The following is a 14,574-nucleotide window of genomic DNA, read 5'->3' on the forward strand; positions in this document are numbered from 1 at the left end:
CAGACGTTCCATCAACTGGCGGTCCTCTACCCTGCCCGAGGGAGTCACAAGACACGGCCGGGCAGCGGTACTTCGGGACGGTTGGCTGGTCGGCACGTGGGTGGCCCGAGCCGACCAGCCGGGATTACTGGCTCCTGGGAAGTGGCCGGGCTCAGCCCAGTATCCGGGCGCGCAGTGCCTCCGCGAACGTCGACCAGGCGGCGGGGGAGAAGGCGACGCGCGGGCCGCCGGGCTGCTTGGAGTCGCGGGCCAGAACGTTCTGCCCTGCCGTCGCGCACTCGACGCACTCGCTGTTGGGCGCGCCGCTGTACGAACTCTTGAACCACTGCGGTTCGGCCTGATCTGCCATGTCCCTTACTTCTTTCGTTTCTTTCGCAGATGCGATGAACGGACCTCGGCGATGAGTTGCGCCGAGGCGTCCGGGGCGAGTGCTTCCTCGCGCAGGAACGCAAGGCCCTGGGCGTAGACCTGGCGCGCCTCCGGCTCCTCCAGGAAGAGCGAGCCGCCTGCTGTCTCGATGAAGATGACATCGAGGGATGGGTCAGCCCCGCCGTAGACGATGACGTTGCCGAGTGCGGCAGCGTAGACGCCCTGGGAGAACGGCAGGACCTGGATGGTGATGTTCGGCTCGGCTCCCCGGCTCAGGAGATGGTCGAGCTGCCGCCCCGTGGTCTCCGGGTCGCCCACGACGCGCCGGAGCACGCTCTCGTCGAGAACTACCTGGAACTCCGGAGGAGTTGCCCGGTCAAGGATCTGCTGGCGATGCATCCTCATGGCGAGGTACTCGTCAACGTCCTCCGGTGGGATCGTGCTGCCCGGGGTTTGCTTGATCGCCTTCGCGTACTCCAGGGTCTGGAGGAGACCCGGCACCACGCCGGCCGCGTACTGCTCGACGCGCGATGCCTCGTCCTCGATCGCGAGCAGGAGCCGCATCGGCCGGCTGAGCCGCCCGGCGTAGGGAACCCACCACCCCTCCGTCGCCTTGCTGTGCTTCGCCAGAGAGATGAGTTCCTGGGTTTCCTCGTCCGTTGTGCCGTAGACGCGGCACAGCGCCTCCACCTGGTTCCATCGGACGTTGCCGTGGCCACGCTCGTACCTGCTGACCGTGGCCTGGGAGACCCCGGCGCGTTCCCCCGCCACGCCCGCCGACAGGCCGGCCTCCTCGCGCAACGCCAGGAGGCGGAGGCCGAGTTGCCGACGCCGCGTCGTCGGTCCCACCTGCTCCAACTCGGCTGTATCGCCCTGTCTGTCCGCCATCACGCGCTCCCTCTGAAGCAGTGCCACAAGTCTCCGCGCTAGGTGCGGGCAGCCACAAGGATTGCACGGCGGATCATGTGTGGCTTCCGAGTCGACGCGCATCAGCCATGCGGACACTTCCGCCATGACTGATTCATGGCGCATGAGTCGTTGCCATACTCCCAACTCCACGCAACCGCAGCCGACCCGAGAGGCTCTCCGGTGGCCAGACCACTCAACTCCAGGGCTGCTGCCCCTCGCCGGGTGACCAGCTCCGAGAGCGCCCTCCTGAGGGGCAGTGGGGCCACGGCATCGCCGAACGGCCGGCCCGATCAGCTGCCGCTCGGCGACGGCCGTCCTCGACCGCACCAACTCGTCGAGGAGCCGGTCGATCGCCGTGCTTCGGAGGTACGGCCCGCTGGAGGAAGCATGACCGCTCATGTCCAAACCGTTGGCGCTCAGCAGGACGTCCGCTGGCTGTTAACCGTCAGCCCGCAGGAGATCGAGCGGTGGCGTGCGGCGATCGCAGGCGCGTTGTCCGACTGGCGGGCCTCGCGGGAGGCCGTGGAGCTGGCGCGGCTGGGCGTCTCGGAGCTGCTGGCGAACGTCGCCAAGCACACGGCGAGTCGGCGGTGCGGCCTGCGGCTGGTGCGGGTGGGGGCCGACGTGGTGGTGCAGGTCTTCGACGAGTCGAAGCAGCTGCCCGTGGTGCGGACCCCCGACTGGTGCTCGGAGGACGGCCGGGGCCTGTGGCTGCTGCGGGAGATGGCGGACGGGTTCGGCTACATGCCCATCCCGCTCGTCACCGACACGTCCTACCGACTGGGCAAGGTCGTGTGGTTCTCGTGCTGGGGTGCGTTGCCCGAGGCGGGCGCCGCATGAGCGTGGCCAGGGACGGCCGCCCGACCGCTCCCGCGCTCTTCGGCGACGCGGAGTGGGAGTTCCAGATCCCCCTGCCGGGGCGGTTGGGCGAGGAGCAGTGGGCCCTGGGGCCCTGCTGGTTCTTCTGCGGGCACCGGGTCGCGCCGGTGGTGTGGATCGGGTGCCTGACCTCGGAGGGCGGTGCCGCTCCGCTGTACGCCTGCGACACCTGCCTGCGCCAACTGAACGCCATGGCCTGGGACTTCACCGACGCAGCCCGGGCAGCCCCGCTCGACGGCGAAGGACAGCCGGTGCCGCCGTACCAACCGCTCGGACGCGCCCGGGCGCCGTCACCGCCTCACGGGCGGTGGCACCACCCGGCGCGCACGACGTTCGGCACACGGTTCTGGCACCCCGAGACCGACGTCAGCGACCGGGCAACGAAGGACACGACCAACGGATGAAGAAAGGGGACTCGTGACGAACGACGACGACGGCGGCGACAGGGTGTCCATCGTCAGGGGCTCGGACCGGGTGCTGGTGGAAGAACGCGGGCCCGGGGTGCCGGAGGGAATCTTCGGCGTGGACTGCATGACGTGCGAGGCCACGTCCCCGCTCTTCGACGACGACCCGCTGCCGGTGGCGGTATGGGCGATCCAACACTCCCAGGACCAGCCGGAGCACACGCTCTTCCTCGCACGGACGGAGAGGCACTGGCGGGTGGTGCCGCGCCCCGACCCTCCGGCCGAACCGTCCACGCACCGTGGCGGCAGTGTGCTGGGGCCGGCGTTCGTCGGGCTGATGTGCCTGCTGACGGCCCTGTCCGGGCTGCTGCCCGCCCTCACCTACTAGCCATCCGACCCAACCAACTCACCAACTCACCAACAGAGCAAGGAACAAGGAACCTTCATGCGCACGACCATCCGCACCTCGCCCGTTCCGTTCACCTTCCACATCCTGGCCACCACCGCGACCAACCACGTGCTGATGGTGCGGGGGAAGCGGGAGGGGATGGACGACGGCTGGGTGCTCCCGCACGGCACCGTCCCGCAGGGGCGCTGCGCCATCCTCGCCGCGCGGGAAGTCCTCAACGAGACGACGGGGCTCGACCGTTCGCTCTCCGAGGTGCTGGCCGTCACGCCGACCACCGACGACGACGGGGCGCTCACCGGCTTCTCCTATGTCCTGGACGGCGGGGTGATCCCGGAGCTGCCGTCCAACGACCCGGCCGAGGGCGCGAGTTGGGTGCCGATGCGCGAGCTGCACGAGCCGCCGGCGCTCTACCAGTACGCGATCATCGCCGCCGGCCAACGCCGCCGCCTCCCCCTCCTCGTCAACGCCGACCGCCCCGACGCCGCGTTCATCTGACCCAGCCCGACAGCGCGGCCCCGCAGTTCCTGCTGGTGGTAGGCCAAAGCGCCGCACCTTGGTGAACCTCGATACCGGGTTTCGCTGAGCTGGTCCAACAGCTGGGGACGCGTTCTGCGACCACGGTGTTCTGGCGCTGATCGCCGGACGCCAACGGCCCCGCGATACCAGCGTTCGTCTGATCCACGAAGGGTGTGGCACTGCGGCATACACGCCCACACCGCGAGAGGAGATCATGGCCGTGAGCATCAGCTCCAAGCGTCTCGCGGTGTGGGCACGGCTCTGTGGTCGTGTTCGGGAGCTACGCGGCTGTGCCGTCGGCTCGGATTGGGGCGGGAAGGGTGCTCAGGCGTTCCGTCAGCTGGGTGGCCGAGTCGATCGTCGAGGTGTTGAGGAGGCGTCCGAGTCGGGCCAGGCGGGTTCGGGCGGTGGCCCGGAGGCGCTGTGGAGGGATCAGGTCGAGCACGCCGAGGGCGCGGTTGGCTGCTTCTTCAGGGGTGTCGCGGGCCTCGGCGAGTGCGAGGACGAGGGTGGCGGCCACCCACGCCGGTGTCTCGGCGGGTGCGGCGGCGATGGATTCGCGGGCGACGTTGGCGGCGCGGTCGAAGCGTTCGAGGGTGAGGTGGGCTTCGGCGACGTGCAGGCGGTGCTCGGCTCGGTCGTAGCCGAAGCGTCCGGGGAGTTCCACGGCGGAGCGCATGATCTCGTCGCTTTCGCTGATGACGTCGTCTGCTTCCGATACCTGCTGTGTGGCCGCGAGCGTGGGCAGCAGCGCCCAGCCCAGGAGTTGGGCACGGCGCAGGCCCTCGGGGGCGTGTTGCAGGCCGTACCGTGCGTGGTTCTGGGCGTGGTCCCAGTCCCTGCGGGCGGTGGCGACCATGGCCAGTGCCCCGCTGGCCCACGCGGAGAGCGCGGGTTCGTGCGTGGATTCGCCGAGTGCGCCGGCCAGGGTGAGATGAGTTCTGGCTCCGGCGCGGTCGTCCAGGTGGTAGGCGAGGTTACCGAGAAGCGCCGACAGCCAGCCGACCTGCCGCCGAAGGCCTTCCGTTTCCCCGGGGTCCGCTCCGGCGACGGCCTTGGACAGAAGGTTCCGCGTTGCGCGGACCTCTTCGAGCAGGACGGCCGGTGGGTGCTTGCTGTAGTTGAGGGCGTAGTGCTCCACGGCCGCCTCGGCCAGAGCAACGAGGGCCGGGGAGTCGCCTGGGGCTTCCAGGACGGCCCACTGCACGGATTCGCGGATGGCGGGCAGTCCGCTGGCGGTCGTCATGGGTCCCCTTCGGCTGGTGGTCGTCTCCTCGCTCTGGTGCTGACGGTAGTGGAGAGGCTGCGGGGACGCGCAGGTGCTACACCACAAGCAGCGTGTCGCCAGCCCAAGTTGGTCGGGCCGGGCTCCGTACGCCCGGGAGATCATCAGCCGGTACTCGTCTCCGGGCGCCTCCTGCCCGTGCTCGTACCGGCACAGCGCGGCCGGCGTCAGGCCCGGTGGCAGCAGGCCGTCGGATCGGTAGACGGCCGCCACCTCGCGCACCGCCTGCGGGCGCGACCACCCCAGCGCCAGACGCCACGCCTCCAGGGCCGTCAGCTCCGGCAGCGCCGTTCGGAGGCTGGTGACGATCCGTTCCTGGGGGTGCCCGTCGCGCTGGCACTGAGCACGGATACGGGATGCCTCCCGCTGAATCTCCGCGCGCCGACTTCGGGTGACTCTGCTCATGGCCCGCCCCTTCGCCACAACCCCTGCCCGCCAGCGTCCCGGTGGACACCGGACGGACATTGCGCAGACCCATCAATGTTCCAACAAGACACCCGCAATGACGGCTGATCAGCTCCGCACGCATCGTGGGAGGGCAGTGTCAACCGCCCGCTGAACCTTCCGCCAGCCCACCGGGCCGCTCTGGCCTTCGGCGGCCGGAGGCGCCTCGTCCGCAACACAAGAAGGAGCATCATGGACTTACGTTCCATTCTGTTGCCGCCCGGGACCTTCACCATCGGCAAGAAGTTCGACTTCGAGGCCGGCCACCGGCTCGCCGGGCTGGCCCCCGGGCACAAGTGCGCCCGGCAGCACGGCCACAGCTACGAGGTCGAGGTCCTCCTGACCGCGCCCACCCTGGAGATCCCCGGGTTCGTCACGGACTTCGGCCTGCTCGGCCCGTTCAAGGAGTTCCTGGACACCGAGCTGGACCACCGCGACCTGCACGAGATCCTCCCCTTCGAGCCGACCTCGGAGCGCCTCGCCCAGTTCCTGGCCGGCTGGTTCATCCAACACCTCCAGCCGAAGGTCCACGGCCGCCTGGTCGCCGTCAACGTCCGTGAGACGAGGAGCAGTTGGGCCCGCTTCGACGTGGAGGAGCGGTGACCACCTCCGAGCCGACCGACATCGACCCGGCGGCAGACGATGCGGCGTTCCGGCTGATCGTCGCGGAGTGCTTCGGCGTCGAGGCATCGACCTTCCAGGGCGAGGGCCCGAGCTGCGGGCACCCCGCCCTGTTCATCCGCCTGTCCCGGTGCAACCTCACCTGCGCCAGGTGCGACACCCAGTACACCTGGGACTGGTCCCGGTTCGACCCGCGCGAGGAGTCGGCGAGGCGGACGGTGGCTGGCCTCGTGGCCTGGGCCACGTCCTCCCTGGTGGAGTTGGTCGTGATCACCGGCGGGGAGCCGCTGCTCCAGCAGAAGCGTCTGGTGCCGCTCGTGCGGCAGCTGCTGGCTGCCGGGAAGCGGGTGGAGTTCGAGACGAACGGCACCCTCGCGCCGCTGCCCGGGCTGGTGGTTGACGGCGTCCACTTCAACGTCTCGCCCAAGATCGCCAGCTTTGGTGTGGACGAGGCCAAGAGCGTCGTGCCCGCCGCGCTGGAGGCGTTCGCGGCGTCCGGGCGGGCGGTGTTCAAGTTCGTCGCGTCCTCGGTGGCCGACCTCGACCGGATCGCCGAGCTGGCCGACGCGCACCGGTTGGCGCCGGTGTGGGTGATGCCCGAGGGCAACACCGTGGACGCGATCACCGCGACGACGCGGGCGCTCGCGGACGCGGTCGCGGCCCGGCACTGGCACTTCACCACCCGGCTGCACGTGCTTGCCTTCGCCGGCGCGCGGGGCCGCTGATCTCCCGCCCCTGGCCCATCCGTTCCCCTCAACTCCCGGGAGGAAGAGGTCCATGACGAGCTTCGCCACCGGCTCCACGCCTGAGCCGAGCCTCGCCCCGACGACCAATCGATCCATCGCCGCCATCGACACCGGTCGGGTCGCCGACCTGATCTCCCAGCTGCTGGTCGAGCTGGGCGAGGACCCCTCCCGCGAAGGGCTGCTCGGCACCCCTGACCGGGTCGCGGCCTGGTGGAGCACCTTCCTGTCCCCGGGTGGCGCCGCGCCGGCCGCCTGTTTCGCCGAGTCCCAGGTGAGCGACCAACTGGTCGTCGTCGGCGGCATGAGCGTGTGGTCGCTGTGCGAGCACCACCTGCTGCCCATGAACCTCCACGTGACCGCCGGCTACGTGCCGGAAGGCGAGGTGGTGGGTCTGTCGAAGTTCGGGCGGATCGCCCGGCACTTCGCCGGCCGGCTTCAGGTCCAGGAACGCTTCACCCGGCAGGTCGCAGAGCACCTGGCCGGCGTGATCGGACGCGAGGACGTCGCCGTCGCGGTACGCGGCACGCACCTGTGCATGACCATGCGCGGCGTGCGGATGGAAGACGCCCGCACCACCACGGTGCACACCGGCGGCAGGTTCTGGAGCGACCCGGTGCTCAACCAGCAGTTCGTCACCCTCGCCGCTGCCCGGTGGAACGCGGCCTGACTCTCAACTGGCAAGCAAAGCAAGGAGGCAGGGACAGCAGATGGCCACGTCACGAACTCCGCGCGCGAGCAACGCTGACCGGCCTGCCCCCGTGTTTCTGACGTGGGAGGACATCGGCGCCGCCACCCAGACCATCGCGGATCAGGTGACGGCCGGCGGGGCGCCTGACGTGGTGGTGGGCATCGTACGCGGCGGCATGATCCCGGCCGCCTGGCTCGCCCACCGTCTCGGAATCCGCGACGTGCGCGCCATCGAGGTCACCCACACCACCGGCGACGGCATCCACGCCGCCAAGACCCTGCTGCCAACCACCCGCAACCCCGCCTCGCTCGGCGACCTGACGGGCTTGGACGTGCTGCTCGTGGACGACATCGCCGGCAGCGGGGCGACGCTCGCCCACACGGCCAGCCTGCTCCGCGGCCTCGGCACCGCCCGCGTGCGCACCGCGGTCCTCACGGTGAACCGGGCCAACTGGACGCAGGAGACCGAGCCCCACCACGCCATCGACCACATCGCGTCGCTGAACGACACCTGGATCGTTTTCCCCTGGGAGGGACAGCATGAGCGCTGAACTGGACGAGCAGTACCGCACCCGGCCGGGCACGCCGATGATCGGCCCGTACAGCACCAACCAGATGGACGACTTCTACGCCGCGCTCAACCTCGGTGAGGCGAAGCCGTCCGGACTGATGAACCTGATGCAGCACCTCATCGTCGCCGAGCGGTGCGCGGATGGCGCCAGTGTGCTCGATGTGTGCTGCGGCCGGGGGCTGGCCCTGCCGCTGCTGCACCGGTACGCGCCGAAGATCTCCCGCTACGTCGGTCTGGACATCAGCCCGGACAACCTCGCCGAGGCCCGCACGCGGCTGGCCGGCCTGCGCCGCGAGTACGGCAGCCCGTTCCCCGTCGACTTCGTCGAGTGCGACGTCGCCGGCCCGTGGCCGCAGCTGCCGCAGTTCGACGTCGCGTTGTACACCTCGGCTCTGGAGCACCTGCCGTACCAGCTCGGGGTGAGGAGCCTCGCCGCCGCCGGGGCGGCGCTCGCCCCCAACGGCGTGCTGTACCTCTCCACGCCGCAGGCGTTCGGGCTCCCGCCCCGCCCGCTGCGGTATCGGGTCCACGTGTACGAGTGGTCGCGCGAGGAGGTCGTGAGCGCCGTCGAGACCGCCGGCCTGGTCGTGGACGACGTGATGGGGCTCCTGCCGCCCGAGCCGGACGAGGTGGCCGTCGAACTCGCCGAACGATACGGACCCGGCGCCGTCCACTGGTACCGCGACCTGGCCGGCCGAGTGCCGAAGGCGCTGCTGGACACCGTGTCGTCCGTCGTCGTTCCCGACCGGGCGACCGAGCTGCTCTTCGTGTGCCGGAGGCCGGCATGAGCGCCGGCACGATCCCCGGGCCCCGCCGCGCCGGGGAGGTTCCCGGCCGTCCGCTGTGGGTGAGCGTGGAGGGGATCAACGGGGTCGGGAAGACCACCGCCGTCCGTGCGGCGGCCGCCTCCCTCGGCTCGCGGTGCCTGCGGCTGGACGAGCTGACCGACCAGGCCGCCGACACCCTGCCAGGACAGGTGATCGCCGCCCTCGCTGCGGGAGGGGACGTCTGCCTGCGGACCGGGCACCCGGTCGTGGAGACGCTGGCGCTGCTGGCGCTGAAGTTCCGTGAGTTCGAGCGCCTCACCCCCGAACTGCTGGACGGCGTTGACGTGATCCTTGAGGACCGAGGCGTGGACAGCGTGGCCGTGTGCCAGGGGGCGATCCTGCACGCCGAGCACCGGGCCACCCCCGCCCTGGCCGTGGCGGAACAGATCCTGGCCACCGCTCGCCGGTGGCGGTCGATGCCGGACGCCACCCTCCTGCTGGCCGGCGACCGCGAGATCTGCACGACCCGGTTCACCGCCCGGATCGGCCGACCGCTCCCGGCGAGCGCCGTGGACGTGATCGAGCAGACCGACCGGCTCTATCGAGAACTGGCCGCTACCGAGCCCGACCGGTTCACCGTGATCGACGTGACCGGCCAAGGCCCGGCGGAGACCGGCGAGGCCGTCGAAGACGCCGTCCGCTCTCTCGTGACCCAGCGGGAGGACAGCCGTGCCTCGTGACATCACCCTGCTGTGGGCCGTGCGTTCGCCCTGCTCGTTTGGCTGCCCGCACTGCTACTTCGGGGAGTTGGAGGAGCACAAGGAGACGCTCCCCGAGGGGCCGGGTGTGCTGTCCCATATCCCGGTCCGCGACCTCGACCGTGCCGTCAGGAAGGAGTTCGCCCGGACCCTGGCCGGCTCGCCGGTCGAACGGGTCGTCCTCGCCGGCGGTGAGCCGCTGGACTGGCTGCCCACCCTCAGCCTGATCAAGACGATCAAGGACGCCGGGTGCGAGGTCGTCGTCGCGACGAACGGCGTGCCGCTCATCCGGCCCGGCATCGCCCGCCGGCTCGTCGAACTCGGCGTCGACGGTGTCTCGGTGTCCCTGGACAGCGCGGACGCGACCGTCAACGACCGGCTGCGGCCCTCCCGTTCCGGTCGGGTGGGCCACCGCGAAGTCCTGGCCGGCATCCGCACCCTGCTGAGAGAGCGGGGCTCCGAGCCGGGCCCCCGGGTCGGTGTCTACACCGTGGTCATGCGCGACCGCCCCCAGGAGATCACCGACGTCGCCCGGCTCGCCTCCGACATCGGCGTCGACTACTACGTCCCGCAGCCCATCTCCCTCCCGCCCGACCACAAGCTGTTCGCCGAGCGGTGCCACACCTCCGGGGACGTCCCCGCCGTCAAGGACCAACTGCGCCGTCTCCAGGCGGAACCCCGAGGACTCTCCCTCCCCGACCCCGCCTACATGCGGCAGTTCCTCGTCTCGATCTCCACCCAGGGCAGCGGCCGGGTCGCGGACTGCTTCGGCGGGGCGCGCCTGTTCTTCATCCAGCCCGACGGCTCGCTATGGGACTGCCCTTCCGACCGTCGGATCGCCGCCACATCGGCCAGTGCGCGGCGCACCATCGTCGGCGGCGACGCGCGGACCCTGTTCGCCGACCGCCCCGCGTGCACGGACTGCTCCCACTTCTCCCGGGACTGCGTGAACATGGGCCCGCTCGTGCTGGACATGCCCCGCCTCCTCGGAAGGGAGGCACCGTGACTGGCCTGCCACCGCTCCGCGCGACGGAGGAGCTGAGCCAGAGCACCCTGGCCGCGCTGGCCGGTATGCCCGACCCCGCCGGCGCCGAATGCACCACCAGGTTCGAGCACGACCTCACCGAGGCGTTCGCCAGCCGCCACGCGGTCTCGGTCTCCTCCGGCACGATGGCCCTGCACGCCGCGCTGTCCGCAATCGGCGTCGGGCCTGGCGACGAGGTCTTGGTCCCGGCGCTCACCGTCATCATGACGGCCGCACCGGTCGTTCAGCTCGGCGCGAGACCGGTTTTCGTCGACAGCGACCCCGCCACCCTTGACCTGGACTACGCCGACGCCGCCGCCAAGATCACGGCCCGCACCATGGCGATCGTCCCGGTGCACCTGTGGGGCAGGATGGGCGACCCGGCCGCCCTCCGCGCCTTCGCCGCCGCGAAAGGGCTCATCATCGTCGAGGACGCCGCCCAGGCCTTGGGAACCTCGCGTGCCGGCGTCAGAGCCGGAACGGTCGGCGCAACCGGGTGCTTCAGCATGAAGGACGGCAAGCTCCTCTGGAGTGGTGAGGGCGGCTTCGTCCTGACCGACGACTTCGCTCTCGCCGCCCACGTACGGGCCTTCCGCAGCCACTGGTTGACGCCGCCGCCCGGCAGCCTCCCTCAAGAACAGCTCGCGGTCAACGCACGCTTGGCCGAGCCGCTCGCCGCGCTCGCGCGGGCCAACTTACGCAAATTTTCTGCTCTGTTGGGGCGCCGCCGGGCCCAGACGGTTCACCTGCTCCGCGCCCTGCGGGAAGCTCGCGGACTCACGCCGCTGCGGCCAGCGACGGACGAGACGTGGAACCACTACGCCCCGCTCCTGCACATCGGCCTGCCGAATCCTCGGGCGTTCGCCGAGCACCTCGCTGAACGGGGCGTGCCCAACTCCACCGGCAGCTTCCGGTTGGTGCCGTGCGACACCCGTCCCATGTTCACCAGCGCGGACCGGGCACCGTGCCGGGGCGCCGCCCAGATCCTGGACCACACCCTCGCGCTCATCATCACCGAACGCGACGACGAAGCGGTGCTCGACCGCTACGCCGCCATCATCGCCCGGGAGGCCGCCGCATGGCGCGCATGACCTACTGCAGCCGCGGCCCGCTGATCTCCACCGAGGGCCTCAACGGAGTCGGCAAGACGTACCTGACGAACCGTGCCGTCGAAGCCCTCGCGGTCAAGCCGCTGATGCTGGACGAGTTCTCCCAGCGCGCGAACGGGCGCCTGGGCCTGGGCGAGGCCCTGCTCCGCGCGCTGCGCGAGGCCAGCGGCGGCGACCCGTTCCTGCGCGGCGGCACCCCGATGGCCGAGGCCCTGATCCTCATGGCCATCAAGCGACACGACCTGGACACCGTCCTGACCGATCTGGCCCGTGGGCAGGTCGTAGTCGAGGGCCGCAGCGTGGACACCACCGCCGTGTGCCAGGCACTCCTGCTGCACCCCGACGACCCGGAAGCCGCCCTCCAGACGGCGATCGACCTGCTGGACCTCGCCTCGTCCTACCGACCGCTGCCTGACCTCACGATCCTCGTCACCGACGACACCTCGAAGGCCGTGGAGCGCGCACAACGGCGTGACCGCCGTGAACTCACCAGCGAGCAGGTGGACTTCATGCGCGACGCGGGCGCCCTCTTCGAACAGCTCGCCGCCACCGACCCGGTCCGCTACCGCGTCGTGGACCGGCGGGTCGTCGACGAGTACGCGGCGGTCGAGCAGATCCGGACGTGGATCAACGACGCCGGGAGCGACCTGGCCTGCCTGGTGGAGCCGTGGCAGCGCTCGGACGCGGTGTGCATGTGCTGCGGGCAGCTCACCCCGGTGGAAGCCTCATGAGCCAGGCCGGGAGCACCGCCGGGACCTGGGTGCCCACCATCGACGAGGGCGTCGAGGCCCTGATCCTCGACTTCGACGGAACCCTCGCCGACACCAGGCGCGGCCACGAGGAATCCCTGAGAGCGGCCCTCGATCCGTACGGCGTCGACCTGGACCCCTCCTGGTACGCCCGGCACATCGGCTTGTCCATCCACGACCTCCTGGCGAAGCTGCCCGGCGGCCAGGCGCTGCCCCGCGACGAGATCGTCCAACGCAGCCGCGCCCACCTGCTGGCAGCGGTCCACACGATCACACCCGTCCCGTGCGTCGTCGAACTCCTGCGGCAGGCCCGACGCGCCGGGCTGCCCTGTGCCGTGGCGTCCGGCGCGAGCCGACTGCTCGTCAACCCGGGACTCCACGCCCTGGGCCTGCGCGACGCGTTCGTCGCCGTCGTTACGCGCGAAGACGTCACCCACGGCAAGCCGAACCCGGAACTGTTCCTCACGGCCGCCCGCCACCTGGGCGTCTCCCCGGGGCGATGCCTCGCGGTTGACGACGCCCCTGACGGCATCGCCTCCGCCCGCGCGGCAGGCACGCGGGTCATCACGGTGATCGACGGTCACCTGGCCACCGCCCACGAAGAAGCGATGACGGCGCGCCGCCGTCGGCTTCGAGGAGCATGATGCCGGTCCTGAACTCGACCAAGAATCTGCACGTCGTCGAGCCGCCCACCGCCACGCGGGAAGGTATCGGCGTCTTCGAGTACACCGACCACTACACCGTCTTCCACTACGGCCGAATGCCGGACCCGATCCCTGGTAAGGGCGAGGCGATCTGCCGGATGGCTGCCTTCAACTTCCTGATGTTGGAGGAGGCCGGCGTGCGGACGCACTTCCGCCGACACATCGCGCCGAACCAGATCGAGTTCACCCTCGCGCGCCTCCCGGACCCGGCCGACCGCCCCCACTCCCCGGCCTCCGGCAACTACCTCCTGCCTCTCCAGGTCCTCTTCCGAAACGAGCTTCCGCCCGGAAGCTCCGTCCACCGGCGGTTGGCCGCTGGCGAACTCGTCCCGGCCGACATCGGACTCGACGCGCTCCCGTCGGTCGGCCAGAAGCTGGCGCGACCGCTCATCGAGTACGCGACGACCCGGGAAGACACCAACCGGTTCCTCACCCCCGGCGAAGCCCAGTACCTCTCCGGCCTGGATGACGAGCGGTTCCCCGCCCTGCGGGAGATCACCGTCAAGGTCGACGAGGTGCTGACCGGGCACGCGGCCGGGCTCGGGCTGAGCCACTGCGACGGCAAGGTCGAGTACCTGGTGACGGTCGAGCAGGAGCTGGTGCTCGGCGACAGTCCCGGCACACCGGACGAGAGCCGTCTGATGTTCGGCGGCGTGCACTGCGGCAAGCAGATCCTGCGGGACTGGTACGTGCGCTCCGGGCTCCAGATCCCCACCAGCGAGCTGATCGCCGAAGGCGTCCCCAGAAGCCGGTGGCCGAAGCCGGCCCCACTCCCACCAGAGTTCCTTCCGGTGATGACGGACCTGTACCGGTCCCTGAGCGAGACCTGGACGGGCGAGCGGCACTGGAACGCGCCGGACCTGCCGACGGCAACCCACGCCGCCGCCCGCCTCATCAACCCGTGACGGCGCAGCCAACCAGAAAGGTGACCGCATGAGCAGCCTGACCGAGGACCCCGCCTTCCGGGCGACGACGTTCGTGGTGATCGACTTCGAGACGACGACCCCCACCGGCTATCCGGCCCAGCCCATCGAGGTCGCCGCGCTCGCCCTGCGCTGCGCGGACGGCACATGGCAGGAGACCGGCCGCAGCGCGTCCCTGATCCGTCCACCCTCGTTCGCCCCGGTGACCCCGGCGGACACCGCCCAGACCGGCCTGACCGCCGAGCAGCTCCAGCAGGCGCCCACCCCGGACCGAGCGCTGGGAGCGCTGGACCGGCGGCTCACGGCCGGCACCCCGTACCTGCTGGTGGCCCAGCACGCGGCCACCGAGGCCGGCATCATCCATCACCAGGCCGAGCACTGCCCGACGCTGGCCCGCACCGACTTCCTCGACACGATCCCCCTGGCCAAACACCTCATCCCGGGACTCGCGAACTACAAACTCGACACCCTGCTCGCGCACTTCGGCATCCCACAACCCGCCGACCGGCACCGGGCCCCCGCCGATGTCGACGTCACCGCGAAGGTCTTCCTCCACCTCATCAGCGCCGCCGAGAACGACCCCCAACTCGTCGACCTCGCGGCGCTGGTGAGGACGGCGGGGCGCATGGCGAAGACCAACCGGCCCATCCAGGCGGGGCTGTTCGACGCCTGACCACCCCAACCACAAGGCATCCGTATG

At 70.6% G+C, this 14,574-nt stretch carries 19 protein-coding genes; 16 read left to right on the top strand and 3 right to left on the bottom strand.

From position 1 onward, the window contains the following. Positions 1-151 precede the first annotated feature (151 nt). Together EBN88_RS00255 and EBN88_RS00260 are read right to left on the bottom strand one after the other, a co-directional pair. Positions 152-349: a DUF397 domain-containing protein gene (locus EBN88_RS00255; RefSeq protein WP_122181706.1), complete on the bottom strand. Its 198-nt coding sequence runs from the start codon at positions 347-349 to the stop codon at positions 152-154. A gap of 5 nt (positions 350-354) precedes the next feature. Next, positions 355-1,257: a helix-turn-helix domain-containing protein gene (locus tag EBN88_RS00260; protein ID WP_122181764.1), complete on the bottom strand. Its 903-nt coding sequence runs from the start codon at positions 1,255-1,257 to the stop codon at positions 355-357. A 408-nt stretch (positions 1,258-1,665) separates the two neighbouring features. On the opposite strand from EBN88_RS00260, the gene EBN88_RS00265 reads away from it, so the two are divergent. Genes EBN88_RS00265 through EBN88_RS00280 form a run of 4 tightly spaced genes read left to right on the top strand, consistent with a single transcriptional unit; the run spans position 1,666 to position 3,465 of the window. Then, entirely contained in the window at positions 1,666-2,118 is a 453-nt protein-coding gene (locus EBN88_RS00265; RefSeq protein WP_147472605.1) for an ATP-binding protein, read from the top strand. Further along, the gene (locus tag EBN88_RS00270; protein WP_122181708.1) at positions 2,115-2,561 is read left to right on the top strand and encodes a hypothetical protein; all 447 of its coding nucleotides are present in this window, start codon (positions 2,115-2,117) and stop codon (positions 2,559-2,561) included. The genes EBN88_RS00265 and EBN88_RS00270 overlap by 4 nt, the downstream gene beginning before the upstream one ends. A gap of 13 nt (positions 2,562-2,574) precedes the next feature. After that, a complete protein-coding gene (locus tag EBN88_RS00275; RefSeq protein WP_122181709.1) occupies positions 2,575-2,949 on the top strand; it encodes a DUF7848 domain-containing protein in 375 nt (124 codons plus the stop codon). A 57-nt stretch (positions 2,950-3,006) separates the two neighbouring features. Further along, positions 3,007-3,465 carry an NUDIX domain-containing protein gene (locus EBN88_RS00280; RefSeq protein WP_122181710.1) on the top strand — a complete coding sequence of 153 codons (459 nt, stop codon included), beginning with the start codon at positions 3,007-3,009 and terminating at the stop codon, positions 3,463-3,465. Positions 3,466-3,766: 301 nt separating this feature from the next. Here EBN88_RS00280 and EBN88_RS00285 read toward each other — a convergent pair whose 3' ends face one another. After that, complete coding sequence (locus tag EBN88_RS00285) at positions 3,767-5,176, bottom strand: Twin-arginine translocation pathway signal (protein ID WP_233580341.1); 1,410 nt, start codon at positions 5,174-5,176, stop codon at positions 3,767-3,769. Between the two features lie 231 nt (positions 5,177-5,407). On the opposite strand from EBN88_RS00285, the gene EBN88_RS00290 reads away from it, so the two are divergent. The 12 genes from EBN88_RS00290 to EBN88_RS00345 are packed head-to-tail and all read left to right on the top strand — an operon-like array spanning position 5,408 to position 14,547. Next, positions 5,408-5,818: a 6-pyruvoyl trahydropterin synthase family protein gene (locus EBN88_RS00290; RefSeq protein ID WP_122181711.1), complete on the top strand. Its 411-nt coding sequence runs from the start codon at positions 5,408-5,410 to the stop codon at positions 5,816-5,818. Then, positions 5,815-6,561 (top strand): 7-carboxy-7-deazaguanine synthase QueE, encoded by a 747-nt coding sequence (locus EBN88_RS00295; RefSeq protein WP_122181712.1) that lies wholly within the window; start codon positions 5,815-5,817, stop codon positions 6,559-6,561. The genes EBN88_RS00290 and EBN88_RS00295 overlap by 4 nt, the downstream gene beginning before the upstream one ends. 52 nt (positions 6,562-6,613) lie before the next feature. Next, positions 6,614-7,249, top strand: coding sequence for a GTP cyclohydrolase I (gene folE, locus EBN88_RS00300; RefSeq protein ID WP_122181713.1), 636 nt, complete (start codon positions 6,614-6,616; stop codon positions 7,247-7,249). 40 nt (positions 7,250-7,289) lie between these two features. Next, on the top strand, positions 7,290-7,820 hold the full coding sequence (locus EBN88_RS00305; protein WP_122181714.1) for a phosphoribosyltransferase: 531 nt from the start codon (positions 7,290-7,292) through the stop codon (positions 7,818-7,820). Further along, a complete protein-coding gene (locus EBN88_RS00310) occupies positions 7,810-8,628 on the top strand; it encodes a class I SAM-dependent methyltransferase (protein ID WP_122181715.1) in 819 nt (272 codons plus the stop codon). The genes EBN88_RS00305 and EBN88_RS00310 overlap by 11 nt, the downstream gene beginning before the upstream one ends. Next, on the top strand, positions 8,625-9,347 hold the full coding sequence (locus tag EBN88_RS00315) for a dTMP kinase (protein WP_233580342.1): 723 nt from the start codon (positions 8,625-8,627) through the stop codon (positions 9,345-9,347). Before EBN88_RS00310 ends, EBN88_RS00315 begins: the two co-directional genes overlap by 4 nt. Then, entirely contained in the window at positions 9,337-10,371 is a 1,035-nt protein-coding gene (locus tag EBN88_RS00320; protein WP_122181716.1) for a radical SAM protein, read from the top strand. The genes EBN88_RS00315 and EBN88_RS00320 overlap by 11 nt, the downstream gene beginning before the upstream one ends. Beyond that, positions 10,368-11,480, top strand: coding sequence for a DegT/DnrJ/EryC1/StrS family aminotransferase (locus EBN88_RS00325; RefSeq protein ID WP_122181717.1), 1,113 nt, complete (start codon positions 10,368-10,370; stop codon positions 11,478-11,480). The genes EBN88_RS00320 and EBN88_RS00325 overlap by 4 nt, the downstream gene beginning before the upstream one ends. Continuing rightward, a complete protein-coding gene (locus EBN88_RS00330) occupies positions 11,477-12,229 on the top strand; it encodes a nucleoside/nucleotide kinase family protein (RefSeq protein WP_233580343.1) in 753 nt (250 codons plus the stop codon). Before EBN88_RS00325 ends, EBN88_RS00330 begins: the two co-directional genes overlap by 4 nt. Continuing rightward, positions 12,226-12,891: an HAD family hydrolase gene (locus EBN88_RS00335; RefSeq protein ID WP_122181719.1), complete on the top strand. Its 666-nt coding sequence runs from the start codon at positions 12,226-12,228 to the stop codon at positions 12,889-12,891. Before EBN88_RS00330 ends, EBN88_RS00335 begins: the two co-directional genes overlap by 4 nt. Then, complete coding sequence (locus tag EBN88_RS00340; protein WP_122181720.1) at positions 12,888-13,856, top strand: phosphoribosylaminoimidazolesuccinocarboxamide synthase; 969 nt, start codon at positions 12,888-12,890, stop codon at positions 13,854-13,856. The genes EBN88_RS00335 and EBN88_RS00340 overlap by 4 nt, the downstream gene beginning before the upstream one ends. 28 nt (positions 13,857-13,884) lie before the next feature. Continuing rightward, positions 13,885-14,547 (top strand): 3'-5' exonuclease, encoded by a 663-nt coding sequence (locus EBN88_RS00345; protein ID WP_122181721.1) that lies wholly within the window; start codon positions 13,885-13,887, stop codon positions 14,545-14,547. The last annotated feature ends 27 nt before the right edge of the window (positions 14,548-14,574 follow it).

Origin of the sequence: Streptomyces triticirhizae (assembly GCF_003696235.1) — a bacterium.
GTDB classification, from domain to species: Bacteria; Actinomycetota; Actinomycetes; order Streptomycetales; family Streptomycetaceae; genus Streptomyces; species Streptomyces triticirhizae.

Excerpts from the sequence above, each read along its gene's own strand:
- EBN88_RS00255 (WP_122181706.1), bottom strand. The coding sequence starts at position 349 with ATGGCAGATCAGGCCGAACCGCAGTGGTTCAAGAGTTCGTACAGCGGC.
- EBN88_RS00260 (WP_122181764.1), bottom strand. The coding sequence starts at position 1,257 with ATGGCGGACAGACAGGGCGATACAGCCGAGTTGGAGCAGGTGGGACCG.
- EBN88_RS00265 (WP_147472605.1), top strand. The coding sequence starts at position 1,666 with ATGACCGCTCATGTCCAAACCGTTGGCGCTCAGCAGGACGTCCGCTGG.
- EBN88_RS00270 (WP_122181708.1), top strand. The coding sequence starts at position 2,115 with ATGAGCGTGGCCAGGGACGGCCGCCCGACCGCTCCCGCGCTCTTCGGC.
- EBN88_RS00280 (WP_122181710.1), top strand. The coding sequence starts at position 3,007 with ATGCGCACGACCATCCGCACCTCGCCCGTTCCGTTCACCTTCCACATC.
- EBN88_RS00285 (WP_233580341.1), bottom strand. The coding sequence starts at position 5,176 with ATGAGCAGAGTCACCCGAAGTCGGCGCGCGGAGATTCAGCGGGAGGCA.
- EBN88_RS00290 (WP_122181711.1), top strand. The coding sequence starts at position 5,408 with ATGGACTTACGTTCCATTCTGTTGCCGCCCGGGACCTTCACCATCGGC.
- folE (WP_122181713.1), top strand. The coding sequence starts at position 6,614 with ATGACGAGCTTCGCCACCGGCTCCACGCCTGAGCCGAGCCTCGCCCCG.
- EBN88_RS00305 (WP_122181714.1), top strand. The coding sequence starts at position 7,290 with ATGGCCACGTCACGAACTCCGCGCGCGAGCAACGCTGACCGGCCTGCC.
- EBN88_RS00310 (WP_122181715.1), top strand. The coding sequence starts at position 7,810 with ATGAGCGCTGAACTGGACGAGCAGTACCGCACCCGGCCGGGCACGCCG.
- EBN88_RS00315 (WP_233580342.1), top strand. The coding sequence starts at position 8,625 with ATGAGCGCCGGCACGATCCCCGGGCCCCGCCGCGCCGGGGAGGTTCCC.
- EBN88_RS00330 (WP_233580343.1), top strand. The coding sequence starts at position 11,477 with ATGACCTACTGCAGCCGCGGCCCGCTGATCTCCACCGAGGGCCTCAAC.
- EBN88_RS00335 (WP_122181719.1), top strand. The coding sequence starts at position 12,226 with ATGAGCCAGGCCGGGAGCACCGCCGGGACCTGGGTGCCCACCATCGAC.
- EBN88_RS00340 (WP_122181720.1), top strand. The coding sequence starts at position 12,888 with ATGATGCCGGTCCTGAACTCGACCAAGAATCTGCACGTCGTCGAGCCG.
- EBN88_RS00345 (WP_122181721.1), top strand. The coding sequence starts at position 13,885 with ATGAGCAGCCTGACCGAGGACCCCGCCTTCCGGGCGACGACGTTCGTG.